29 protein-coding genes are annotated in these 24,322 nt (G+C 35.9%); 18 read left to right on the plus strand and 11 right to left on the minus strand.

What is annotated here, in order from left to right; all coding sequences use genetic code 11:
• Positions 1 to 2 precede the first annotated feature (2 nt).
• From AADH04_RS05655 to AADH04_RS05705, 11 genes are all read left to right on the plus strand, one after another.
• On the plus strand, positions 3 to 383 hold the full coding sequence (locus AADH04_RS05655; RefSeq protein ID WP_434779273.1) for a hypothetical protein: 381 nt from the start codon (positions 3 to 5) through the stop codon (positions 381 to 383).
• Positions 384 to 857: a hypothetical protein gene (locus tag AADH04_RS05660; protein ID WP_434779274.1), complete on the plus strand. Its 474-nt coding sequence runs from the start codon at positions 384 to 386 to the stop codon at positions 855 to 857. It begins immediately after the preceding gene.
• Positions 858 to 1,040: 183 nt separating this feature from the next.
• Entirely contained in the window at positions 1,041 to 3,074 is a 2,034-nt protein-coding gene (locus AADH04_RS05665; RefSeq protein ID WP_434779275.1) for a phage tail tape measure protein, read from the plus strand.
• Positions 3,071 to 4,411, plus strand: a complete 1,341-nt coding sequence (locus tag AADH04_RS05670; protein ID WP_434779276.1) for a DNA circularization N-terminal domain-containing protein — start codon at positions 3,071 to 3,073, stop codon at positions 4,409 to 4,411. The genes AADH04_RS05665 and AADH04_RS05670 overlap by 4 nt, the downstream gene beginning before the upstream one ends.
• A complete protein-coding gene (locus AADH04_RS05675; RefSeq protein ID WP_434779277.1) occupies positions 4,408 to 5,526 on the plus strand; it encodes a phage baseplate assembly protein in 1,119 nt (372 codons plus the stop codon). Before AADH04_RS05670 ends, AADH04_RS05675 begins: the two co-directional genes overlap by 4 nt.
• Positions 5,516 to 5,959 (plus strand): hypothetical protein, encoded by a 444-nt coding sequence (locus AADH04_RS05680; RefSeq protein WP_434779278.1) that lies wholly within the window; start codon positions 5,516 to 5,518, stop codon positions 5,957 to 5,959. Before AADH04_RS05675 ends, AADH04_RS05680 begins: the two co-directional genes overlap by 11 nt.
• A complete protein-coding gene (locus AADH04_RS05685) occupies positions 5,959 to 6,414 on the plus strand; it encodes a phage GP46 family protein (RefSeq protein WP_434779279.1) in 456 nt (151 codons plus the stop codon). Before AADH04_RS05680 ends, AADH04_RS05685 begins: the two co-directional genes overlap by 1 nt.
• Positions 6,407 to 7,732, plus strand: a complete 1,326-nt coding sequence (locus tag AADH04_RS05690; protein WP_434779280.1) for a baseplate J/gp47 family protein — start codon at positions 6,407 to 6,409, stop codon at positions 7,730 to 7,732. Before AADH04_RS05685 ends, AADH04_RS05690 begins: the two co-directional genes overlap by 8 nt.
• Positions 7,723 to 8,403 carry a putative phage tail protein gene (locus tag AADH04_RS05695; protein ID WP_434779281.1) on the plus strand — a complete coding sequence of 227 codons (681 nt, stop codon included), beginning with the start codon at positions 7,723 to 7,725 and terminating at the stop codon, positions 8,401 to 8,403. Before AADH04_RS05690 ends, AADH04_RS05695 begins: the two co-directional genes overlap by 10 nt.
• A complete protein-coding gene (locus AADH04_RS05700) occupies positions 8,404 to 9,249 on the plus strand; it encodes a gp53-like domain-containing protein (protein WP_434779282.1) in 846 nt (281 codons plus the stop codon). It abuts the gene before it with no gap.
• On the plus strand, positions 9,246 to 9,632 hold the full coding sequence (locus AADH04_RS05705; protein ID WP_434779283.1) for a tail fiber assembly protein: 387 nt from the start codon (positions 9,246 to 9,248) through the stop codon (positions 9,630 to 9,632). Before AADH04_RS05700 ends, AADH04_RS05705 begins: the two co-directional genes overlap by 4 nt.
• Positions 9,633 to 9,659: 27 nt before the next feature.
• Here the strand turns inward: AADH04_RS05705 and AADH04_RS05710 are convergent, their stop codons facing one another.
• Positions 9,660 to 10,745 (minus strand): acyltransferase family protein, encoded by a 1,086-nt coding sequence (locus AADH04_RS05710; RefSeq protein WP_434779284.1) that lies wholly within the window; start codon positions 10,743 to 10,745, stop codon positions 9,660 to 9,662.
• Between the two features lie 356 nt (positions 10,746 to 11,101).
• Here AADH04_RS05710 and AADH04_RS05715 point away from each other — a divergent pair, with 356 nt between their 5' ends.
• The 4 genes from AADH04_RS05715 (at position 11,102) to AADH04_RS05730 (ending at position 13,640) form a co-directional block, all read left to right on the plus strand.
• Complete coding sequence (locus AADH04_RS05715) at positions 11,102 to 11,773, plus strand: BRO family protein (protein ID WP_434779285.1); 672 nt, start codon at positions 11,102 to 11,104, stop codon at positions 11,771 to 11,773.
• A gap of 248 nt (positions 11,774 to 12,021) precedes the next feature.
• Positions 12,022 to 12,696, plus strand: a complete 675-nt coding sequence (locus AADH04_RS05720; protein ID WP_434779286.1) for a hypothetical protein — start codon at positions 12,022 to 12,024, stop codon at positions 12,694 to 12,696.
• A 9-nt stretch (positions 12,697 to 12,705) separates the two neighbouring features.
• Positions 12,706 to 13,155: a lysozyme gene (locus AADH04_RS05725; RefSeq protein ID WP_434779287.1), complete on the plus strand. Its 450-nt coding sequence runs from the start codon at positions 12,706 to 12,708 to the stop codon at positions 13,153 to 13,155.
• Positions 13,152 to 13,640, plus strand: coding sequence for a DUF2514 family protein (locus AADH04_RS05730; protein ID WP_434779288.1), 489 nt, complete (start codon positions 13,152 to 13,154; stop codon positions 13,638 to 13,640). The genes AADH04_RS05725 and AADH04_RS05730 overlap by 4 nt, the downstream gene beginning before the upstream one ends.
• A 6-nt stretch (positions 13,641 to 13,646) precedes the next feature.
• On the opposite strand, the gene AADH04_RS05735 is transcribed toward AADH04_RS05730, so the two are convergent.
• Positions 13,647 to 13,952 (minus strand): hypothetical protein, encoded by a 306-nt coding sequence (locus AADH04_RS05735; protein ID WP_434779289.1) that lies wholly within the window; start codon positions 13,950 to 13,952, stop codon positions 13,647 to 13,649.
• Positions 13,953 to 14,109: 157 nt separating this feature from the next.
• Here AADH04_RS05735 and AADH04_RS05740 point away from each other — a divergent pair, with 157 nt between their 5' ends.
• Complete coding sequence (locus AADH04_RS05740; RefSeq protein ID WP_434779290.1) at positions 14,110 to 15,153, plus strand: SDH family Clp fold serine proteinase; 1,044 nt, start codon at positions 14,110 to 14,112, stop codon at positions 15,151 to 15,153.
• 82 nt (positions 15,154 to 15,235) lie between these two features.
• On the opposite strand, the gene AADH04_RS05745 is transcribed toward AADH04_RS05740, so the two are convergent.
• The 7 genes from AADH04_RS05745 to AADH04_RS05775 all read right to left on the minus strand — a co-directional run bounded on the left by AADH04_RS05745 (position 15,236) and on the right by AADH04_RS05775 (position 20,359).
• The gene (locus AADH04_RS05745; RefSeq protein ID WP_434779291.1) at positions 15,236 to 15,574 is read right to left on the minus strand and encodes a hypothetical protein; all 339 of its coding nucleotides are present in this window, start codon (positions 15,572 to 15,574) and stop codon (positions 15,236 to 15,238) included.
• A 750-nt stretch (positions 15,575 to 16,324) separates the two neighbouring features.
• The gene (locus AADH04_RS05750) at positions 16,325 to 17,284 is read right to left on the minus strand and encodes a tyrosine-type recombinase/integrase (RefSeq protein ID WP_434779292.1); all 960 of its coding nucleotides are present in this window, start codon (positions 17,282 to 17,284) and stop codon (positions 16,325 to 16,327) included.
• Complete coding sequence (locus AADH04_RS05755; protein WP_434776831.1) at positions 17,277 to 17,510, minus strand: DUF4224 domain-containing protein; 234 nt, start codon at positions 17,508 to 17,510, stop codon at positions 17,277 to 17,279. Before AADH04_RS05755 ends, AADH04_RS05750 begins: the two co-directional genes overlap by 8 nt.
• Positions 17,511 to 17,575: 65 nt before the next feature.
• Positions 17,576 to 17,992, minus strand: a complete 417-nt coding sequence (locus tag AADH04_RS05760) for a hypothetical protein (RefSeq protein WP_434779293.1) — start codon at positions 17,990 to 17,992, stop codon at positions 17,576 to 17,578.
• Complete coding sequence (locus tag AADH04_RS05765; RefSeq protein WP_434779294.1) at positions 17,958 to 18,707, minus strand: conjugal transfer protein TraL; 750 nt, start codon at positions 18,705 to 18,707, stop codon at positions 17,958 to 17,960. The genes AADH04_RS05760 and AADH04_RS05765 overlap by 35 nt, the downstream gene beginning before the upstream one ends.
• A 49-nt stretch (positions 18,708 to 18,756) precedes the next feature.
• Complete coding sequence (locus AADH04_RS05770) at positions 18,757 to 19,320, minus strand: TrbM/KikA/MpfK family conjugal transfer protein (RefSeq protein ID WP_434779295.1); 564 nt, start codon at positions 19,318 to 19,320, stop codon at positions 18,757 to 18,759.
• A gap of 391 nt (positions 19,321 to 19,711) precedes the next feature.
• Complete coding sequence (locus AADH04_RS05775; protein ID WP_434779296.1) at positions 19,712 to 20,359, minus strand: XRE family transcriptional regulator; 648 nt, start codon at positions 20,357 to 20,359, stop codon at positions 19,712 to 19,714.
• A 127-nt stretch (positions 20,360 to 20,486) separates the two neighbouring features.
• On the opposite strand from AADH04_RS05775, the gene AADH04_RS05780 reads away from it, so the two are divergent.
• Together AADH04_RS05780 and AADH04_RS05785 are read left to right on the plus strand one after the other, a co-directional pair.
• Positions 20,487 to 20,735: a transcriptional regulator gene (locus AADH04_RS05780; protein ID WP_434779297.1), complete on the plus strand. Its 249-nt coding sequence runs from the start codon at positions 20,487 to 20,489 to the stop codon at positions 20,733 to 20,735.
• On the plus strand, positions 20,732 to 21,484 hold the full coding sequence (locus AADH04_RS05785) for a hypothetical protein (RefSeq protein ID WP_434779298.1): 753 nt from the start codon (positions 20,732 to 20,734) through the stop codon (positions 21,482 to 21,484). The genes AADH04_RS05780 and AADH04_RS05785 overlap by 4 nt, the downstream gene beginning before the upstream one ends.
• 679 nt (positions 21,485 to 22,163) lie before the next feature.
• On the opposite strand, the gene AADH04_RS05790 is transcribed toward AADH04_RS05785, so the two are convergent.
• Complete coding sequence (locus tag AADH04_RS05790) at positions 22,164 to 22,619, minus strand: Mov34/MPN/PAD-1 family protein (protein ID WP_434779299.1); 456 nt, start codon at positions 22,617 to 22,619, stop codon at positions 22,164 to 22,166.
• The gene (locus AADH04_RS05795) at positions 22,601 to 24,322 is read right to left on the minus strand and encodes a HesA/MoeB/ThiF family protein (RefSeq protein ID WP_434779300.1); all 1,722 of its coding nucleotides are present in this window, start codon (positions 24,320 to 24,322) and stop codon (positions 22,601 to 22,603) included. The genes AADH04_RS05790 and AADH04_RS05795 overlap by 19 nt, the downstream gene beginning before the upstream one ends.

The following is a 24,322-nucleotide window of genomic DNA, read 5'->3' on the forward strand; positions in this document are numbered from 1 at the left end:
AAATGGCTAATTCAACAGGATTAAGCGTCTTTATTGAGGGAGACGCGATCGAAATTGAAGCGGGTTCTCTAAGTTATGGCCTTTTTACGCCAAAGTATGACCCTAAATCAACGATTAAAGCAGGCCAAAGAGCAACAATCGCATCTGAAAAAATGGACAACAACCTACAATCTGTCACATTTAGAATGGTGCTAAGAGACTTAGATAAACTTAGAAATTTCATCTATGCTAAAAGCTCAAACGGCCTGAATGTGTCTTTAACAAATGGGAATGCACGTTACGACTACAAAAATATGTTTGTTTCTGACGACACAGATTTAATGGTTGAAGATAATGGGCAACCCTTTACAGAAATTACATTAACAGGGACACAGGTGGTTTAAATGCATACATTTCAATTAATTAATCCACTTGAAAAAGACGGAATCGCCTTTGTTGATATTGTTGAGCCTGTTGGCTTTTCGATTGACTTTGCCAAAGCATGCGCTGCCCTTTCTGGGCAGTTTTTGTATTCACAAGGCAAATACACCAGCAGCACCATTGGGCAAGCTTTCTTAGCGGCAAATGAAGAAGCCATTAAGGGTGCAGCAGAAGCCAAAAAAGAGGCAGAAAAAGAAGAACAGCCAGAAATTGAAGACGTTTTTGAGACAGCCAAATCAATGAATGTGCTTTACTCACAAGCTGACCCTGATTTTTTAGTCAATATCATTCAAAAGTTTGCCGATCTTTATAAGAAAAATCCAAAAGTATTACAAGTTAATGGTGAAGCCATGAAACAGCTTCACTTTAATTCACTGAGTTTTAAAGACTTATCTATTCTAGCAACCGCTTATTGTGTGGCTTTTATGCTTGGCTAGAAATAGCAAATGACAGGCATTTATTGGCCTTATTTCTAGCCACTAATTCTGATGGGGCGATGACCTATCGTGATGTGATGGACATGCCCGCAGAACACATATTGTCTTCATTTAAGTTTTACAAGAGCTTAAATGACAACAAAGGCAAGTTAAGTATTGATCAGGCCAAAAGGTTAATTAAAAATGAGTAACTACGCAATACAATATCAAATCAGCGCAAAGGACATGCTGACACCTGCATTGCGTAAAGCCTTAAACCTGATCAAACAGATAGACAAAATGACAGGCAGGCTTGCCAAGCCAACCAAGATCAATGTTGATACACGTCTAGCACATCAAAAGCTTAAAAATCTACAAAAACACGCGCAATCAGTTGCAGTTAAATCTGCTGGCGCGGGTGTATCAGGTGGAGCTGTTAGGGCTGCATCAGCTAAGGGGGGCGGCTTATCTGCTTTTCAGGGCGCAGGCTCCGCTTTGGGTGGTGGTGTATATCTTGCTGCTGGCTTAAATGCTGCGCTCGAATTAGATCAAGCTGTCACTGCTTTAGCAAAAGCCACAGATTTAGAGGGCGAAGCACTTGATAAACTTAAAAATCAAGCAGCAGAACTGGAATCAAAAACAGGTCAAAGTTCATCTTCTATCATTACCATGATGGCCGATGCAGCCAAAGCAGGGATTGCCATCGAAAACCTTGCCAACAACGTAGAAGACGCAACAAAAATTGCGGTTGCGTTTGACATGTCAACTGATGAAGCGTCCAAAGCCATTACCACGTTGCGAAACTCATTCTTTGCAGGTCAGGACTATGAGACACAGCAAAAAGGATTGCTTGATTTTGCGGCGGCGATTTCTTATGTGGCGGACAGAGGTGAATCAAGCGAAGCATATCTTGCTAACTTTTCAGCGCGGGCTTCCGCTTTAAATGCGGTTTTAGGGGCTTCTAAAGAATCCATTATTGCGGCTGGCGCATCATTTGAAGCAATCGGCATCCCTGCGGAAACAGCATCAAGGGCATTAAACAGCGCACAAATGTCTTTAGTGAATTTAGCTGGAGATAAAAAAGGTCTGGCTGAGCTTGGCTTGAACCCTGCACAGTTTAGAAAAGACGTTGAAACAGATGTGATTGGTACTGTGTTTCAGGTTATTCAGGCAACAGAAAAGCTAGGTAAATTAGGTCAGGCTGAAAAATTAGGCGAAATATTCGGTTTAGGGTTTGCGGATGAATTGGCAAGGGGTGGCGCAGCATTCAGTATTTATGAAAAAAACTTAGAACTTGCCAATAATAAAACAGAACATGCTGCAGCTTTAGAAGCTGCATATGAGCTGCAAAATAAATCCTTAACCGCCAGCATTAATCGCTTAAAAAATGGCTTTAAAACCTTAATTGGTACTTCAGCAGATAAATTCTTTACCAAAGTATCTAAGCCACTTGAGGCCGTAATTAACTTCGCCAAAGAAAACCCTGCAATTGTTGATTTCGCCACCTCTTTGGCGGTGGCTGGTGTGGCTGCTGGCGGTTTGGCGGCGGCTTTGTTTTTGGTGACCAGTCCATTAACACTGATGATAGGTAAAATTGCCTTAGTTGTGTTTGTGTTACAGCAAGCTTGGGAAAACTCAGAAACGTTAAGAGGTGCCTTTGAGCCTTTAGGCCAAACCATTAGCGGATTGACAGGAGAAACCAATCTTTTGGCCTTGGCGGGATTTGGCTTGAATGCTGTGTTTACTTTTATTGGCATTGGTTTGGGCACAATTGTCACCTTTGGCGATATTGCCATTACTACCTTAATTGCTTTATATGAAGCCTTTCAAAAGTTCAAATCAGGTGATTTTAGTGGGGTAAAACAAACATTTGATCAATTGGGCAATGATGTTTTAGACAAAATCAGCGTTTACAGTAATAACTTAGACAAAGATTTAAAACGCTTGGCGCAAGCTAAAGTTGATTTAGACAGCATCAATACTCAAGTTAATGAAGCCAGAGCAACCGCAGGTGTGCCGCAGGCCAAAACAGCAGACACAGCCAATGCACAAAAACAAGCTGCTGAATTATCCAATCAGGCCGCACAAAAGCAATTGCAAGCTGGGGATAATCAAACAAAGGCCGCACAAGCGCAAACCGCAGCAGCGCAAGCTTTAACCAATGCAGCCAATAGGATTGATTCGGCAGCCTCTCGTTTGAGTGTGGCAGGTGCCAGTTTGGGGGAACAAGGACGATGAGCGCCTATGATTTTTTACTTGATGCCAGTTTTAAGGGCATCCCTTTTTATGTTGAATCGGAAGAGCTTACCCAATTTGGGCGCAGAATTGTCAATCATGAATACCCCAACACCAATGAGCAATACTCAGAAGATACAGGGGGATTTCCTGAAAACTTCACCATATCAGGCTATGTGATTGGCGAAGACGCAAAAGACCAAATCAACGCATTAATCAACGCATGCAATGAAGAAGGCGCAGGCAAGTTAGTCTTACCCTTTTTTGGCGTACGCATGGCGACATGCGGTCAAGGCTCAGCTTCAGTATTGCCTTATGTTGATGCCGAAAACATACCATTTACCATAGAATTTTCTATTTCAAGAGAAAACGCAGGGTTTGTTGAAGAAAGCTTTGATTTGTTTTCTGTGCTTGGCCTAAATGAATTGTCTATGGGCAGTTTATCCAGTGTGTTCGGCGAGCGGTTTAAGACAAGCGCTGATATTTTCGCCAAATCAATAAAAATATTTGATATCAATGCCATGCTTAATGTCGCCAGACGTTTGGCAAAAAATGTGATTGGCGATGAGTATGGCGCATTGCTCAGACAAATTGACAATATTGCGGGCGATTTGGATAGACTGGTTGATAATGGCTCGTTACTTGGTTCTAAATTGAGTAATGCGTTTAATGCCTTATTCACTGGTTTAATTGGCTCAAACACAAATAGTTTAATACAAAACCTTGTTGACGAAAGTAACAGCTTTTCCTCTCGTTTGCCCATTAGTGAAGTTGCTATTAAAAACCCGCAAGACAATCAATTTTACAATATCAATTTCTGGCCTGAAACGACAGAAAGCCGTATTGAGCGGAACGAACAAAGATCACTTGTTGTTTCTTATTCAAGATTAATGATGTTGATCATTGCATACTCTTTGTTGGCAACAAGTAAATTTGATACCGAAGAAGAACTAAGTAATATTAAGAATATTTTAGAGAATGAATATCTTAATGTTATTCATGGCTTACAAAACATCATTCAAGGTCAGCGTTTACAGTCAGGTGTCAATCAAGATGTTTCTTTAATAACACAAAAGGACGTATGGACAGACTTTGAAAAACTCAGAATCGTTTCATTGATTGCCAGCGAACAAGACGATGTTGTTTTGTACAAGATCGATTATGGTTTGGTTCGTGTTTATTGGGGTACATCTGTTTTAAATGCTGCTTATTTGAGTAGTGCTGAAGTCATTAAGACAGAACAAGACTTGTTGAATATAAGTCGTATTATGTACAACATCAATAATCGTGAGCCTTATCACTTAAAAGGTCAGATAAAAATACTCAGAAAGTTAATATGAAGTGGTCTGTGATGGTCAACAATGCCATTTATGATAAATGGGAAAGTTTTCGTTTTGGTCGATCAATAGAAAGTAATTGCGGTCGTTTTTCGTTGACCGTCACCAATACTTTTCCTATTGATTTACCTGTTCGTGGTAACGATGAGATCAAAATCATGCTTGGGGACAATATCGTTTTTACTGGATGGGTGAATAAACTAAGCGATAAAGGTTCGTTAGATGGCAGCACAATAGAAATCTCAGGAGAAGATAAAACCTGTGATTTGATTGATTCATGTGTACCAGACAAGGTTAAAAACACCAAAGGCAGTCTAACACTCAAGCAAATGTGTGAGCTTGTGATCTCATCAATTGGCTTAGATATAAAAGTCATTGATTTAACTCAAGATAAAATTGGAGACAAAAAAGTTACTGCTCAAAAAACCGCCGATGTTGGCGAGCGTTGCATGGCTTTTTTGACCAAGTTAGCCACAAAATTACAGGTTTGGTTGGTAACAGATGAAGACTCAAACCTTGTGATTATGAGGGCTGGAGAGCAGGAAACAGATTTGAGTTTAAATTATCTTTTACAAGGTACGAAAATCAATAATGTTCTTGGCGCCAGCTTTGATATTGATCTAAGAAAACTTTTTAACCAGGTAAAAATACGTGGTCAAAAATCATTGGGTTTTTCAGCAACCAGTGATAACGCTGCTGATTTTATTGACTTAACAGGGCAACATTTTGATTTGGATGCCAGAGAAAGCCGATATTTAGAAATCAAAGCCAAAGAGAATATGACAGGCAAAGAGTTGCAACAAAGAGCCGTTGATGAGGTCAATTACAGAAAAGCACAGGCTTATGTTTATGACTGTACCCTTGCCTCTTTTTTAACCCCATCCAACCAACTAATCAAACTTGGTCAACTTATTCAAATTAATGACGAAAGACGAGACATAGCAGGTAAATTCATCATCAAATCATTTGATGTTGATTTTGATCTTGATGGCACAAAAGTCAATTTATCACTAGCACCAAAAGAAGCTTATCAAGTGGTTGATATAGATGCCAAGTATGAGAAATTATGTTCAAAAACCAAGAAGGTTAAAAAGTCAGGTAAAAAAAATGGCAGCTAAATACGCACAATTAACCAAATCAAATGCAACAGGTCAGTCTGATAGTGAATGCTCAGGGCAAGGGCGTGAGGGTGTCGCATTTGCTCAAATCGCCCCTTATGGTGTGATCTCAAAGGCTCCGAGCGGTTCAATTGTGATTCTATTGCCAGTTAATGACAATGAATCGGATGTTGTAGGTATTGCGGACAGTTTAAATAAAGGCTCTTTACCCACACCAGAAGAAGGTGAAATTGTTATAGGCAATTATTTGTCAGGCTGCTTTATACATTTCAAAAACAATGGCGAAATTGACATAAAAGGCAAAGTAAATCAGTTAGAAGGTGATTTTGAAACTTTAGGTAAAGTAACCGCGCAAGACCTAGAAACACCTGTTGTCAATTTTAATGATCATGTTCACCCTGAAAACGGAACAATCACAGGAACCCCGCAATGATGCAAGACTTATGCCATGAAATGAATCAAGATGGCCTGTTTGTCCTCTCTGTTCAAAACAATGACCTTGTGCCTGTTCAGGGGATGGAATCGGCTATTTTGGTGAGTCTATTTACAGATCAGCGCATTGACGAATCTGATTTAAGAATCCCCATTGATCGTGGTGGCTGGTTTGGTAATGTCCTGACGCCAAACAGGGAGCTTGGCTCTAAGTTGTGGGGGTTGGAAAACGCCAAGATTACAAGTGGTCTGATCGGCAATATCAAAGAGTATGCACAAAGATCATTTGATTGGATGACAGAAGATGGGCTTGCGCGAAAAGTAGAGGTTGGTGTCAATCTAAAAAGTCAGGATGTTTTTGTTTCGGCAAAAATCACAGGAAGAAGTGACCCCATAGGAAATGATTATTCGTACCTGTGGAGACGCACACAAAGAAGGGCTTACAATTATGGCTGAATTACCGTTCAGAAAATTAAACATTTCAGATTATGAAAAACAGGGGCAAGCGAGATTAAAACAGCTTGCCCCTTCTCTTGATGCTAGTGTTTATGGTTCTTTTATCACCAATCTTTTACGTTCTGCTGCTGCGGCTGTTTTTCCTTCTACTTATCTTGTAGAAGATGCTTTTAATAATGCTTTTGTCCAATTCGCAAAAGGCAATGTATTAGATGAGTTTCATGGCAAGCAAGAAGAAACGCAAAGAAATCCTGCATCTGTTGCCAGTGGCAATATTGTGATTTATGCCAACTCAGGAACGACTGTTCCAATCGGTACAGAATTTACCGCAGCAAGTGCCATTATTCGCACCAAAAACACAGTCACTATTGGCACAAGAAACATTGATATTGTCAGCGCAAATGCAATGGATGGCTTGGTTACGGTCAATACATCGACAAGGCACTATTTGCCTGTAGGTGGTCTTGTAACGATTGTCACAGGGAACGCTGATTTCAATGGTGATTTTAGGATTGTCCAATCTGATGATTTAAGTTTTCAATATCAAATTCAAAACAACAACCCTGCATCTGCTGCCAGTGGCACCGCTTCAAGTCTCAGTAATATCGTGCAGGCCGAAACAAACGAAACAGGCTTATCTGCCAATATATCAGGCAATATTGCCTTGTCTGGTGACTATGAAGCCTACACCCTACCAGATGGCTTAGTTGGTGGCGCCGATCAAGAAACAGATGACGAATATGCGGCGCGTTTGATTGAAATTAGAAATCTTTTAGAGGGGGTATTTACAAGCGGTCAAATCATCCAAGCAGCAAAAAGAATTACAGGCAATACGCGTGTTTGGGTTGTTGAACCTAAATATCTTATTTCAGGTGGCACAGAAGGTCAAGCAGGATATAAACCGCAGCCAGGTCAAGTATGTGTTTATTTTGTTCGCGACAATGATTTGGATATTTTCCCAAACAATACTTTAATTGAGCAAACAAAACAATCAATCATTCAATACGGCAAAAAACCAGCACATACCATTGATGAAGATATTTTTGTCTTTGCGCCAATAAAAAATGAAGTGGTGTTCACAATTAGCAATCTTGTGCCTGATACGCCAGAAATGAGAAACGCCATTGAGTCTGAATTGCAAGCATATATGCAAGACTTTATTGATTTTGAAGAAGGGTTCTCACAACAAATGCAGGACGCTGCGATTGCTTCCGCATCCGTTGCGGGAGAAATAGATAAAACATTTACTAATTCAACAGGAGATATCCTCGCTCAATCAGGAACTTTGGCGGTTTATGGGGGGGTGACATGGCTTTAAAATTTGAACCTGTTATTTTAAAAGATGAATACAAAGACGGCCAATATATTGTTAATGACCATTTGCCAAAGGGTAGAATTTGGGAAGCGTTCGGCGTAGTTAATACGAGCAACTATGCCGTAAGCGCGGCTTTTGGGGCAATGGTGGCTTTATTACTTAAATATATAGCCTACCTCAAAAAAGAACTAAACCCATTCACAACAGAAGATTTAATTAGTGCATGGGAAGAGTCTTGCGGATTACCTGACCATTGCACGATTTACTTCTCGCAAACATTAGATCAAAGAAGGCTTCAAGTTGTTTATCGAATCAGAAGAAAGCCTATTATAACCACAGATGAAATTGAGCAGGTTATCAAAGAGTTAACAGGTTTTGATGTAAAGATCATCCCAAGAAGGAAATCAAGCAACATTCTAAACAATGCTTTTGATGGCGGCGCAAGCTTTGACGCTGCACCATTTTCAACAAACAAATCAGATCGTTTTACTTTTGATGTTTATATCAACTATGAAGATGAAAACAGCTTCGATGGCGAATACCCACTAGATGGCGATTATTTATTAGATGGCCAAGCAAGGCCTACAATTTTAGAGTGCTTAATCAATAAGATTAAGCCAGCAAACACTGTTGCTGTTTACCACTACAGCAGAACCATGTACATGGAGAACTAAATGAAAAATTTTGGCACATTTATAGCAACCAATGGTGATATCGCAGACAATGCACCAGAAGAGCTAACAAGACCAACAGATCAGGCTTTTAATAACCCAATCAAAGAACTGCTCAACACAATAACAAATTCAGGACAAACACCTACAGTTTTAACTAATGATGATCTTACTCAATTAAGCAAAGCAGTCAATATTCATTCAATGACCGCTCAAACTTGGGATTGCACAAACTCTGGCAATAATTATACTTTAACACGTTTTTTAGGCGACTACGATATAAGCCCCTCATTATATGCAGGAGCAAAGATTTTATTTAAAGCGTCAGCAAAAAATACAGGTGATGTTAACATCACTATTTCAGCAGGCGCTTTAACAATTAATAAACAGCTTTTATTCAATGGGTTGCCGTTAATTGGAGGAGAACTTAAAAATGGTGAATGGTATGAGATAGTTTACTATGCTGACTCAATCAATTTATTAACGCCAAACTTAGGCACGGCCGCATTTATAAACATTGGAAGCGGAGCAGATCAAGTGCCTGATATGAGTTTTTTTGAAGCAATTGTAAGCGGTCAAACAGGATATCAAAAGCTTCCGTCTGGATTTATGATGCAGTGGGGTTCGGTAACAATTAACAATGGACTCTCAATTGTTACATTCCCTATTGCATTTAAAGAAGTTCGATCTATTTCAGTAACATCAACAGTATCTGATGCATCGGCTTGTTGTGCAACCGGTGCACAAGCAGTAAGTGAAACTCAATTTCGTGCTTATGCGCGCGCGCCAAACTCAACTGCTGGCGCAACAATCACGGCATCTTGGTTAGTTATAGGGAGCTACAAATGATATTTTATAACGCAAAAACAAAAGGGTTTTATGATGAAAATCCACCAATTGATTCTGTTGAAATTTCAATCAAAAAATGGAATGATCTTTTAAAAAAACAAGCAAATGGTTTTCAAATTGTTGCAGATGAAAACGGGTTTCCTGTCGCAGTAGAGCCTAAGCAGTCTAAAGATGAAATATTACAACAAAACAAATTAAAACAAAAAGAGTTGATCGATGATGCAACATTGAAAATAAATATGTTGCAAGATGAAATTGATCTTAATATGCAAGAGGACGCAAAAAAAACAGAGGTGTTATTAAAACAATGGAAAATGTACAGAGTAACATTAAACAATATTAGCTTTTCTTTTGATGAAATAAATTGGCCAGAAAAACCATAAAGATAGCCAGCGTTAAGCTGGCTACTTTTAAAATGGATTTGCTTTTCTTAAAAAATTGTTTAGAGGTTTCTCATAGAATTTGTACATTACATAAGAAGCAGTCAGAGTAAAAATTAAAACGACAGAAACAAAAAAAATTACATTTTCTAATCTATTTGCATCCAAATACTCAACAAAATACTTATATGAAATATTAATGATAATCTGATGAATCATGTATAAACTAAAAGATGCTTCCCCTAAAATCACAAAGGGTTTTAGACAGATTAGCTTAGACAACACCCCTTTCCCATACGCAAAAATAAAAACTATAAAAGACATTGGAGCAATATAATATATTCCTCCTCGTAAGTCATAATTAAGATTATTGACTCCATACACAATAAACACAAATAATAAAAAGATACTTAAAACCTCAAATATTGTTGCGTATTTTTGAGGTATATGTATTTTTTCAGACAAAAATAACCTACATAGAAATATTCCAGAGATGAAATCGACAATCCTAAAAGTCGGGTTGATATAAAAAATCCAGGCAAATCCTTCTAATGGCTCTATATAAATTAAAGAAATTATAATTGTGATTAAAATTGCGGCATATACTGTAAATAGTTGTTTATTGTTAAGCAAAACAAACAATGTAAATGAAATATAAAAAAACAATTCACAAGACAAGCTCCAGCTCACGCCGTTATAGCTCCAAAAGTAATTTGGGTCAGGTATCCAGCTTTGTACAAGGAAGATGTTCGCTATTAATGCTTTGATATTTGATGGATTAAATGAAAATGCATACATGTATTTGTACGCTACTATTGCAATAAGCAACGTTAGCAAATGTACTGGATAAAGCCTTGCAAATCTATTGTATAAAAATTTTCCTGACTTATATTCGCCTTTCAGCATACTTTGATGTGAACTATATGTAATAACAAATCCTGACAAAATAAAAAAAAATGTAACACCAATAAACCCTTCATGCATATATTTATACAAAATTTCAAGCGATTCATTTTTGTTCTGAAAATTAATATAGAAAGATTGCAAATGAAAATGATGCAAGAACACAAAAAACGCCGCAAAAAATCTTAATGATGTAAGTGAATTCAACTTCATTGTTAGTTAATCCATTTAATTAATGTTAATGACAAATTGTAACATTATTAAGCAAAGAAAATCATTCAAATTAGATTTATGTAAACCAATCCACATATGATTTTATGTCTTTTTATTGACATTTATATAAAGTTAGCTTAATCTATTTATAAGGTCTCGAAAACCTTTATACCAGCAGTGCCACGGCTGTATTGACGTGGATTTTTTATTTCCGTTTCATTGTCTTCTCTCCTTAACCTAAAGACTATGGGCGGTGTCGGGTAGCAGTAATGCCCCGGAGCTGGCTGGTACAGTTTTCGAGCACCGCTCACCCCATTCTATGGGATTTAAATCGAAAAAATTACCGGAGGCATATTATGTCTAATATCTCAACCTTCAATTTCAACAATGAAATTCCTGTTCGTGCGATAAACAAAGATGGTGAAATATGGTTTGTTGCAACTGATATATGCAAAGCTTTAGGAATAAGCAACCCATCTAAAGCATTGAATGTGCTAGAAGAAAATGAACGGTCTAACTTTAAGTTAGGTCGTCAAGGTAACGCAAACATCATCAATGAATCAGGAATGTATACATTGGTTTTACGTTCTAACGATGCAATAAAAACAGGAACACCGGCAAATATATTTAAAAAATGGGTAACAAGCGAAGTATTGCCATCTATACGCAAAACTGGCTCATATAGTCACACCATAAACACAGAACAGCAATACCAAATAAAAGAAGCTGTGATGCAATTAGCCAGCAAAACAGGCAAAAAACATCAAGCTATTTATAGAGACTTATATAATGAATTTAAGATACCCAAGTATCAAGATTTATTAGTCAAGGATTATGATAGAGCCTTGCAGTTTTTAGAATTTAGCATCAAGCAATTGCCAAGCAAAAACACTCTACTCATACCATTTAATTTAGTACGTGATGCTGATTACAGAGTTTTTGTAAGAAATGGTAAGGCTCGTAAGATGTCTGTTATGTATGCAGAAGATGCTCGTGATATTGGCAAACCTTGGGGTAGTGAATCATGAGCGCAAACAAACAATACCAACATACAAAAGAGCTTTTGAAGTTTGCACAAAAACATCTTACCTATGAAGAAAATATAACACTTCATAAAATAATAGATAGATATGTTAACAGTAGAATACAAAGGCTCTCACATATAAAGAAAAACATAGATAGTCATTATTAAGATCAACACCACCTTCGGGTGGTTTTTTATTGCCCCTGATGGGGCTATTTTTATTTAGAGGGTCTAGAACCCCAGAAAGCGCACATGATGCCAGAGAGAATAAAGGCTGTAGGGGAAGTTATTAAAAGCTTGCCTGAGCTATTTAAAGTTGTTGTGTCGAAATGGTGGGGTGCTTTTGCTATTTCGTTTGTTATTGTGGTTTCTACAGCCTGTGCGATTGTTTTTATCAATATAGATCATTGGGCTGAGATACGCTTGCAAGATCAGAATAAACAGAACTTTATAGCTCGCTTTGACGAAAGCAAGTTTAATGTAGAGATATCTACTCTTGTTAAGAACTCAAAAGCGGCAAGTGCGTCAGTTTGGGTTGTTGATGTTGGCTCTAATACAAAACGTCTTTTATATCGTTATATAAGCGAATCAGGTAAAGAGGATAAAATTTTTTACAACGAAGACTTTCCCTTATTTTATTTTGATGAAAACGCTATCGCATTCAATAGATTAATCCGTAAAAACATTACTTGTTTAAATCTTATCCCTGAGACTAATTATGGAGATCAATTGGCGAAGGAAGGAATAAGTTATGTTTGTTTTGCTCCTGTGCCACCAGAAAGTGGTCAATTCATCGGATTAATCGAACTCGAATTTAAATCAAAGCCTGACGAGTTAATCAAGTCAGAAGAACAAAACAACCCAGCTAAACGTGTAACTTTTGAAAATAGGCTAAAAAAAGCAAGTAGAAATATTGTTAAAAAATAAGGATTAAAAATGAAAACATCACAAAAAGGACTAAATTTAATTACTGAATTCGAAGGTTTGGAATTAGCCCCTTATTCAGATGCTGTGGGCGTTCCTACAATCGGATATGGCTCAACTCGTTATGAAAACGGCACTAAAGTTACTATGAGAGATAAGCCAATCACTAAAGATCGTGCAATTGAGCTATTTAAAAATACACTTGTTACTTATGAAAATGCTGTAAATCGTAATGTAAAAGTAACATTGAATCAGAATCAATATGATGCACTTGTTTCATTTACTTACAACCTGGGCGAAGCTAATTTGAAAAGCTCTACCCTATTGCGATTACTAAACCAAGGTGATTATAAAGGCGCGGCCAATCAGTTTCCGCGCTGGAATAAAGCAAAAGGTAAAGTATTAGCTGGCTTAACTCGTAGACGCGCAGCAGAGAAACAACTATTTGAAAGTAAGCTATGACTAAACCGCTTTTAATCGCCTTGGCTGCGTTATTTTTGGTTGTGGGCGGATACCTTAAAGGCTCACATGATAAAGCCCAGAAATGGGCTTTAAGTGATGCTAAACGTATTCAAATTGAAACACAAGCAGCTCTTAAAGCTTCAGAAGATGCACGTAAAAAAGAGCAAGATGCAATTGATAAACTTGCACAAAAACAGAAGGAATTAATATATGAAAAAGAAAATACTAAGCTTGCTGTTTCTAATGCTGATAATGAGCTTAACAGGTTGCGCCAAACAATCGCCAACCTCAAACATCAGCAATCCACTACCTCCACCAGCGCCAGTGCACCTAATGAAGCCACTACCCAAAGCTGGGACTTACTCGAGCAGTGTTCAACAGAATATACAGAAATGGGGAAAATCGCTGACGAACAGCGAGACGAATTAGCAGAATGGCAAGTTTATGGTCAGGTGATTGATGAGTTTAGGGAAGTAAATAAATAAAAATTACTATAAAATTTCATTAGCTAAACCTAATAATGTAATATTTACGGGCATTGGTGCATTCTGCATAACGTGTTTTGTATAACTTATAACCAAGAAAGGTATTAAGTTCATTTCCAAGTTTGCATTACTGCCCACTTTAATACGATAGATATCACTCTTCATTACGGAATCAAGGGTTATTGGCGACATTTCTGCTCTACATAATGTCACTTTATTTAGCACATCAATATTTTTGCAGGACATCGTATCAAAATTTTCAGCCTGAGCAAAAGATAAAAATAGTAATGGTAGTAAGATTAATTTTTTCATACCCTATTCTAGCATAATAAACAAAAGCTCTTACATATTCGTATGTCGGGGCTTTATATTTTTTATGTGCAGAATGAATTAAATAAAAAATATTTGATTATTTTAAATATACTGTTATCATTTACGAAATATGTATTCATGATAAAAGGTTACTTAAATGCCAAATACAGTAAAAATCAATCAAGAAGACGAATTTAGGGATTATTGGTTAATCAATAGCCCGATTCATAGACACCTATACGAACAAATTAGTTATAACTTGAGCAATATAAAACATAGGCAAAACTGTACAATGTTTCTCACCACTTATGGTGGCGATCCAGATGCTGCGTTTAGAATAGCAAGGGCGCTAGGACATTATTACAATGAAATTAGAATAGTTATTCCAAGTTACTGCAAAAGCGCAGGAACTCTAATTGCCATTGGCGCTCATCATCTGGCTATTGGAGATATGGGGGAGCTTGGGCCATTAGATGTTCAAGTACATAAACAAGATGAATATAATGAAAGCGGGTCTGGGCTGGATGCAATACAAGCTCTAGAAGCCTGTTTAGAACATGCACAGCGTAGCTTTGTAAATATATTAAAAGCAACAAAATCACATACCAACATATCAACTAGATTAGCTGGGGATTTAGCTGCAAAACTAGCATCTGGGGTGCTATCATCTTTGTATACTCAAATTGACCCAAATAGAGTTGCAGAGATGCAAAGAGCAATGAGTATCGCCATGCATTATGGTGGTAGACTAAATAAAAAGACTGGTAATTTAAAAGGCAATGCATTAATTGATTTAGCAACCTCATATCCTTCACATGGCTTTGTTATTGATAGGAAAGAGGCTGCTTCTCTTTTTAATAGAGTATCTGACCTCAATATGCTTGAAAAAAATATATTGGAGGTTGAAGAAATCTGGGGTAAAATCAGTAATCCAAGTGGGAAATGTATTGTTGAGAATATCAATCTTGTCGCTGATCCAATAATACACGAAGCCAAGCTAAAAAACACTGAGGTTAAGGAAAATGAGCAAATTGATCAATCATCAAACGGAAAATGTATTCAACCACATGACATGTTGGGAGGCGACAGAAACGAAGATGATCACTCAAAACAATCAGTTCAAAGAGGCAATGAGACAAAAAGCAAGCGAGGCACTAAAACTAGCCGAAAAGATATCGAGCCAGAGAGAGAAAGTGTTTGATTTTGCCAAGTAAGAATTCCAAATAAAATAACCCCTAAAATTTAGGGGTTATTACTTGTTAAACTGGGGTGTGTAATATAAATCATTCTTTTATATGTTCGTATAATTCACAAGCAACATCATAAGGGATATTTTCCAAAACATCTCTCCTAAAGTCAAATAACATACCTTTTACATAATCAATAGATCCCTCTCCGCACTTACCATCAGTATTTACATTTGAAGAACACCATGAATTATCACCAAAATTTACAATATGAATAGAGACTTTATTTTTTTTAAATATTTCATGGCCCATGGACTCGCCGACATATTCCCACTCCTTTAAATATTCTTTGCATAATTGCACAAAATCTAATGGCTCACCATAAATAGAAATATCAAGGTTTAATTCATGCCCTTCATTATTGTCATTATTCATTTTTTATCTCATAATATGTTAAATTACATTTTTTAGAATATAACATAAATTTGTGATTATGATTAGCTTAAAAATGATTTTAATAAAAACAAAAACTTTTATAATAATTTTTTATCAAAAGATTAAATTTTAATTTCTAATAAAATAAGTAAATTATTCCCAATTTACAGATTATGTAAAAGTGTAATTTTAGGGTAATCCCATCATGGGACTAAAGCAGCCTATTTTTTAATTAACATACTGTTATTTAATTATTTTTGGTTGGGACCAAGTGGTACACATTTTCGATTATGGCATTCATGCTGTTTAGGGTAATAAGTCCAAAGGTTTTCCACTGTACAGAGTTTTAAGCCAAGATCAGCCATACGATTATCGTGTTCAGATTTAGCTTGCCAGTATATGCAATTTTCGCATTTCATGATGTTTCTTTATGTAAATTTATAGATAAGTATATTGTAGATTACTGCTTAGAATTTGGGTTGATTTGGGTTAACAATATCGTTATATGCTTATATAATTAAGCATATTATCGTGTGCCAGATATGTGACATTGAGTGACGTTTTTATACTGTTTTACGCTGTTTTACAGGAAGCGAAGCATAATAAAAACAACAAGTTAAAAATTAACATACGGACTTTTAATCCGTTGGTCGAAGGTTCGAATCCTTCACGACCCACCAAGAAAAACAATGAGTTAGCTTACATAAAAAAGCTAGCTCTTTTTTTATATTAGACAGTTGTCTAATATAATCACTTAACAGGTTGCACTTTAACAGGTTTTCTTTGGTAAATTTTTGCCATTGCTTCAGGGTTAGCGTGACCCAGTAATTTCTTATCATCACCATCACTCCTAGCCTTTGCTCTGATATCTCTAAACGTAAATCTTTCCTGAATAATGCCTCTTTTTGTACAATCAACAATCAATCTTTGCCAAGCCGTCTGTATACCACTTGAACTGTATTTTTGCCCTCTGGAGTTAACCACTAAATACTCTAATGAAAAGGGAAACTCTTTTTTGGCTCTATTCACCACATCACGTAAAGCATCAGACCAAACAACAATAATCTTTGTACCTGTTTTATTTTGCTCAAAAAATATTCCTTCTTCTGAGATATCAGAATGCTTAATTTTTAATAAATCAGCCTGTCTTTGACCTGTTATATAAGCTAAGTCCATTAAAATTTGAACATGTGTAGCAGCCTGTTGGTAGACAGCATAAAACTCCCAATCTGCAATATATCGATCACTCGGTTTTTCCTGATTCTTCTCAACATCTAAACAAGGATTTTTTTCTGCTAGCCCCCAGCGTATTGCTTTCCTAAATACATGAGAAAGTAACGCTATTTCTCTATTCGCTGCAATTTTTGCTTCTCTATTATCCAAATATTGAGCAATGTGCTTGGGTAGTATTGCTGTTGGATCCATTTTGCCAAATACACCTTTGAGGATTTGTAGATGATGCTTTTGATCTTTTATGGTACCTTGAGCTTTTGTTGGTAACACTTCACGTTCATATCTTTCAAAGATACCGAGCATAGCAGGCTTTTGGTTTTCCATTAGAGTAATGCTAGATAAGGCTTTATACATACCCGATTCATCCCCTTTTTTCGCAAGCCTTGTCCATTTATTATTACGCACATAATAATATGCACCATGCTTCAGATAGACGTATCGGGGAAGACCTGTATTTTGAGTACGTGGTTTACCCATATTGGCCATCCTTTGCGAAGATTGAAAAATCAGGCTCTGAAGCATATTGTTTATCCTGAATGGCATCTTCATATAATCGCCATGTTGTACGAGGTTTACCATCACGACGTTTGGAGTATTTCACTCCTAATTTATCCAATGCCCTACATTGTGCTGCTGGTTGTTCCAACCCTGTAATTTCCTGTATATCCTCATCAGTCAGGCAGGAATTTAGATATTCAGCCATTTCAATTCCCTCTTAAAATAAAAATGACCCTTTGTCGGGTCAATCAATAAACATCTAAGCTGATCTCAAAAAAGAGAACGTAGAACCATACCGATCAATATGCCAATGATTCCTATCATTAAAAGATAAATCTTGTTTAAGGTTATGTTTTTATCAGCTAAAGAGTATTTAAACTCAGATAAATGAGCATTCACCATACCAATAACCTGTTCTTCAGCTTGTTCAGAAGAGCGTTTAGCCTCACCCATAAGCTCCATTAAAACCTGCTCCCGATACTTTTTAATTTCAGAAACAGCATCCAAGAGTTTTTGAGTTTCTTCCTGAAGAGCCAAAGAATAGGCAGACTGATTTTTTTCTTGAAGAAGCAGTACTGCAACAATTGGGTCATCAGCGGTTAATTTGACCCCTGATATCTGAAACACTTGTTGGATGATATGGTCAATATCATCATTCTTGATTCCCTGCTCTGCTGAATAATTCATCTTGTGCTAATTGCCCCCATATATCATTTCTTACCTGTTTCAAACGTTGACGTGGCATCATAGTGAAATCAGGATGCTTGGCTATTTCATCAAAGGTTAGATTTAACGTGGTCATCTTATGAATATCTTTGCCAAATGTGTCAGGATTACGAGGATATAACTCAACGGTTTTAATGATCTTGTCCCGATGATCCTTTACAAATTTAAATTCAGAAAAAGATTTTCCTGATTCTTCAATCTGTCCAAAATGATGGTTAAGCCACACTACCACATGCGCTTGTACACTTTTTACAGTTTTAAACAGCCCATCCAAACAATCCTTTTGTGCTTGGCCACCCGCAATAACTGAATGGATATACAATTCAACCCCACTGTCTGCCAGTAAAGCATCAACCGAGTTTTCAGCCATATAAGACATCAAAGGTACAAATGTCGCCGCTCCATTATCCACAACAGCAATGCCATCAGTTTCAACAAGCTGTTCAATCAATCCATCAAAGTTTCTGGAATCAATATTATTATTGTTGTTCAGAATATTGACCACGGACACATCTAATGCTTTATAACGGCTGAATGTTGGATTCACAGGATCAGTATCAAAACAATGAACAGATGAATCCTGATTAGTGGCTCTTAAGTATTGAGCGATAAAGGAGGCAACAAGTGATTTACCGACACCACCTTTACCTTGGGTAATTAAATGAACTTCTTTCATATTATGCCTTTTTAAAAAAATACAGCCTGAAATAATCAGGCTGTTTATGTTATTGATTGACCCACTTACCACCATTGTATGGATCACCAACATATTTCACAGAATCAACGTTATATGTCCATCCATGATTAAAATACGCAGTGCAGTAAGATGGTCTAGCATTTTGAATAATGTATTTCGAGATCACACTGGGTATACTCGCACAAGAAGATACACGCGAGCCACGTTTACTGGAAACACATTGCTGATATTCAGGATTAGGTACTTTGACCAGTTTGCGATTGACCCGATTCAATTCATCTGCATCACAACGGCCAGCACCTTTTGATATCGCGCTGATTAAAGAAGGCATTCCTTCCTCTTTGCTCGATGGGCAGATACTTAAAAAATCCTTGCGTGCTTTTATAGTGTCAGACATTTTTTTCTTGTGAATATCAAAATAACGTTTCAACGATGGTGTGCATTCATTTGGTTTCTCACCACTGGATAAACACAAAATAGCTTCACAAGATAATCTGGTATCCCCTGTTAGGATATCCTCTTCAGCAAAAGATAAAGAGGAGGTCAAAAATAAAGCTATCCCCACAAAAAAAGAAAATAATTTAAATTTCATAGAATATCTTTCAAAGAATAATAATTAAAAAGGATGAAGACTGCCTTTATTGCCGCCAAGCCCCTAAAGCGATGCTTTAGGATTTCGCAGTTGGGCGGTTCTGGTTTCCTGTAATAGATTTTTGTCTAAAACTGTCTAAGAAACTCCTAGACGGACGATTCCCTGATAACGCAACGACCAGAATGTTGCGTAGCACATTACTGCGCTTCTTTCCCTTATTACCAAACGAATATAAGTATTCTTCGGAATTATTCGGGTTAAATTGTTAAAGAAAGATTTAACATAAACAATGTAAATCTATAATGTCTATAATTATAACTAAAGTAGATTAAAAGTAAACATTGTATATAAAAAAAAGCTGCCTATAGCAGCTCTTTGTTGCAAAAAAAATCTATTTAGTTTGAACAAACCAACCAAACACCTTACCTATAACATATAATTTTTCAGCTTCAATAAGTTCATCAGGGTATTCTTCAACATTATATGAGTTAACTTTTATTAAGTTATTTGATAAGCAATACAACCTTCTAATCCTTAGTAATCCATTATATGAAATAGCATATAATTTGCCTTCAATAATATTAGTAGATGATGTGTCAATAAATGTTACGCTATCATCAGGAATAATAGGATGCATACTATTTCCTTCATGTAAAATACATATCGCATTTTCTTTTAAAACAGAAGCATTCTTTAAAATAGATGTTGGTGTGTAAAATTTCTGAATAGACTTGTCCATATTCATTCCTTTTGAATTTAAAATTAAAGAGGTATGGACCCCTCTATAAAGAGGTAAAGGAATGATATCGTCGATTGACTCGGAAGTCTCAACTGACATTATATTTTGATATGGTAATGGAAATGAACACACATCAGCAATTTTTAAAACTGTTTCGAAAGTCGGTTGATTAACCCCTCTTTCAATTGCAGAGATGCTTGTTTTTGAAGAGAAACCAGCCTCAAATGCCAGTTCTTCTTGGGTCAGATTTTTATGAGCACGTGCAGCCTTCACCCACTCAGATAAATTAATTGCTTCCACTTTTAAACTCCAAGGTAACTTATCAAGAAACTTACACACAAAAAATTTACCTGTCGTCACTTAATAATCTATAATTGACAAGATAGGTAGACCATAAGTAAACTAAGCATTTAAAGAAAGGGTTGCTATGACAAAAGAAAAAAGAAATAATTTAAATGAAACCAATGAATATAGTTTAAGTGGCTTATACCAAGCAATTTCTTATTTTGGAACACAGACTGCACTGGCAAAAAAACTAGGATTTGATAAATCAACTGTAACAAGTTGGATTAAGCGTAGACGGAAAATTACTGCTGAAACAGCAATCTCTATAGAGAAAGCCACAAACGGTACTGTTTCACGTGAAGATGTAAGACCAGACCTATTTATTAAATGAACATTCATTCGATACGTTCTACCCTATCAACTGAATTCGTTGTTTACAGCGAGTTAAGGCAGTTGTGTGATAATCATGAGCCAACACTTAGGATGCTAAGTAAGTTCCTCTATTGGGCTGAAAATGTAGAAAGCAAAGCCCCTCACCGTGATGGCTGGTTCTGGAAAACAGGTAAAGACCTAGCTTCAGAAATAGGGGTGACCAGACGAGGCTATGAAGTGGCCAGAACCTATTTAACCAATCTTGGTGTCCTTGATTTTAAAAAGGGTGGTATCTTCAATAAAATGCACTTTAGGGTAAATGCTGAAAAACTTTTAAAATTAGTTTATCAGGTCAAAGGACTGCCCATTCCTAAAGACATTAATGAATACCAGCTTGATAGTGATGGATTTAGAGTACCTAACTGGATGCCTATTAAACTATGGAATCAGTTTATTGGTATGCGTCAACGTAAAAAAGGACGCACCATGCTGAATATTGATAAGAAAAAACGCATTAATGAATTAAAGGCATTACACGATCAGAAGCTTGATATTAATATAATTATGGAAGAAACCATTATTAAAGGATGGGCTGCATTTTATCAACCAAACTTTAGCCCAGTAGCAAAATCGCTTACTGTTCCTGTTACTCAAGAACAGATCAATGCAGAAATCAAAGCAGCAAGAGAGCCAAAAGGTACTCGTTCAACAAAAGAAACAGCTCAAGAAAACCTAAAGAATATCCTTTCAAATATTTTGAAGAAATAACCCCCCTTCTATAGCATTATTGCGCCTAAAATTTACAAAATCACCAAAAACGGCCTATTTTTTCAGTATTTTTGGCATAAAAGGCTAAAAATAGCCATTTCTTCTAAAAACCATTAAAACCCTCTATTTATGTACAAAATATAATCATTTTTGCTAGCAAAATTATTCTTTTAAAAATCATTACTTTGTACATAGAGTACAGATTAGTTTGTTCATAAAAAACAAATTAGTTTGTTACTAGATGGCATAATATACATAGAATACAAACATAGATTTACTTCATATAAATAAATTAGTCATATTTTTTATACGTTACATTTTTTAGAATATTTATAAATTTAATTTCAAATAAAGGAAAAATTTGAATGGCTGTAAAATTTATGAGTAATAGTTTTTAGAATTAGATCTTCTTTTTGATTTTGATAAAGTCTTTTGACTTTTAATATGACTTCAATATATAGCATCCTATATTGGTTCAATAAGATTAAGCATTAGCATCTTTATAAATAAAGGCATAAATACACGAAACATCTAGATAAATTACAATATGTAAATTACATTTATTTCAAGGTAATGATTTTAATAACAAAGATAAACTTACTTTAGTTCAATATCAGCAAACATAATAGTGTATAAGCATAGCGTTTTTATCTACCTGACCAGATCCAATTTTGGCTTTTTAGGGTCTTAAAATTAGAGTAGATAGCTCATAACTATTCCAGAAACCATACCAACAATCAATTCTACCTTGTATTATTAATAGCATTTCTTTCTTAGGAAGTCTTTTTTGCCAGTTGTCTATATCAATTTTAGAGGGTGTTGGAAAATTTTCTGGATGAGTATGCCATTCTCCAATCCATGCTTGCGTTTGATTTGAAGCTATCCAACGCTTTTGAGCATATTGATTATGACCTGGGCTACAGCGATGAAAATAATATTTTTTTCTTATATCGTCAGAAAAAGGGGTGGTTAAATCAACTACATGTAGATGCGGCCCTCTATATTCACCTATAAGAATGCCTCCTGCCTCAGTAGCGAATTTATCATTTTGTTGATATTGTAAAATTACTTCTGAAATACCCCTATCTATAAGAATATGCTTACCATTTGGTAAACTTAATATTTTTTCTGACATATTGGGCATCCACTAATTGGTTTCAATGATATTTGATTATCATGTTTTCTTATGTTGTCAGAAAAATTTATTTGACTAAAATGTATACTATTCTTTTTATCAAATAGAAGAGTCATTCTTAAAATCATTCCTGCTACAGTTAAGCTTGGTTGACTATCAAAAGGCAAATAAGTTTTTCCACATTTCCTCTTAAATTGCATATTATGATCAGGCTTTTTTTTGTCTTTAAATAAAGGAAATCTTGGTTCTCTTTTTCCTTCTTGATATGTAGAGAGGCAACCATAGCATCCTCCCGATTGATCATCTTTTAAAACACGTGCTGCTTGTCCATATGCGTCAATCCAGCCATGAATCAAAATTGTTTTAAAAATATTTTTAGTTTTGTTGCGGTACCACTTTGCCAGAAGTACAGAAAACATGTAGTTTCCAGTTGCATCAATAATAATATCAAAATTATTATTCATATTACTTTCTTTAAAGTTTTTAAAATGAGCCTCCACTTTTACAGGTAAGCCTTGACGCTCAATATAGTGTTTTAAAGCTATACTTTTTGGTTCATCTAAATACTCTTTCCCAAGAATATGACGTCCTAAATTTCCAGAAGTAAGGATATCATCATCAAAAAGATGAAGTGTGCCTGTTCCAGAACCTGCTCCACATTGTGTGAGTACCTGAGCAGTATACCCACCTATGGTTCCACAGCCTATTAAAGCAATAGTTTTATTTTTCAGATTTTCTGAATCAGGTTGATTTCGTTGAAATAAAAAATCAGCAGAAGCTTCAGAGATTGTAAGCCTAGTGAAATTATTATTCATTAAATTATTACTAAGCGCATATAATAAATTCTTAAGTTTATAGGATTTTCCGCGCTTTCTCTTATTACCTCGCGCTCTGTTGAGTATATCCTTCATACCCTTAGTATTAATTGTAAAAGCAAAAATTTCACTTTCATATTGTAAACAAACTAATGTTAAGCGATTGTTGTCAACATGTTCTATTAAGTTACTTATTAAACCTTGTAGAGCTGGTTGATCGATTTTTTCCAACCAGAGTAAAAAATCTCTAAAACTTTTTGGGGGCCAAGAAAACTCGTAAGGAACATATGGGCTTTTACGAAGCTGAATTACTAACGCTAAATTAGAACTTGAAACATTATTACCATTACGAGAAGAAATCCAACTATTAGCATGTTTTATATCATTAGCAATAATTATCTCATCGACTTCATCACCATGAAGGTTAGTTCTTTTGAAACTACAAAAAACACCTTTAGTTTCCTGAGATATTATTAAGTATGCAGAAATTTTCCCTTCCCAGTATGAGGAAAACTCTGCTTGTATATCACTTTTATAGTCACCAGAAGCCCAAAGATTAATTATTTTTTCAACTGAATTAATACAAGTAGCTATAACTCGTTCTGCAAACAGCGGAAATAAGTTAGTTGTTTCTTCATCAATAAAGCAAATAGATTTATTTGCACTTAAATGAGGTAGCCTTACACCAGTAAATCTCTCTGGTGCTGAAACAAGATAAGCTTTGGGCAACCCACTCATATCATTTAATATATTATTAAATGATATTTTAAAAACACCGCTACTAGTTTCATAGTTTTTTACAAAAACTGCTTGAAAACTTGGTGGGTTAATTTCTATCGTAAAGCCATAAGAATAAAAAGCTCTTTTTATTTCTTGTTTAAATGGCAC

The sequence above is a fragment of the Neisseria sp. Ec49-e6-T10 genome (assembly GCF_051132615.1).
GTDB lineage: Bacteria > Pseudomonadota > Gammaproteobacteria > Burkholderiales > Neisseriaceae.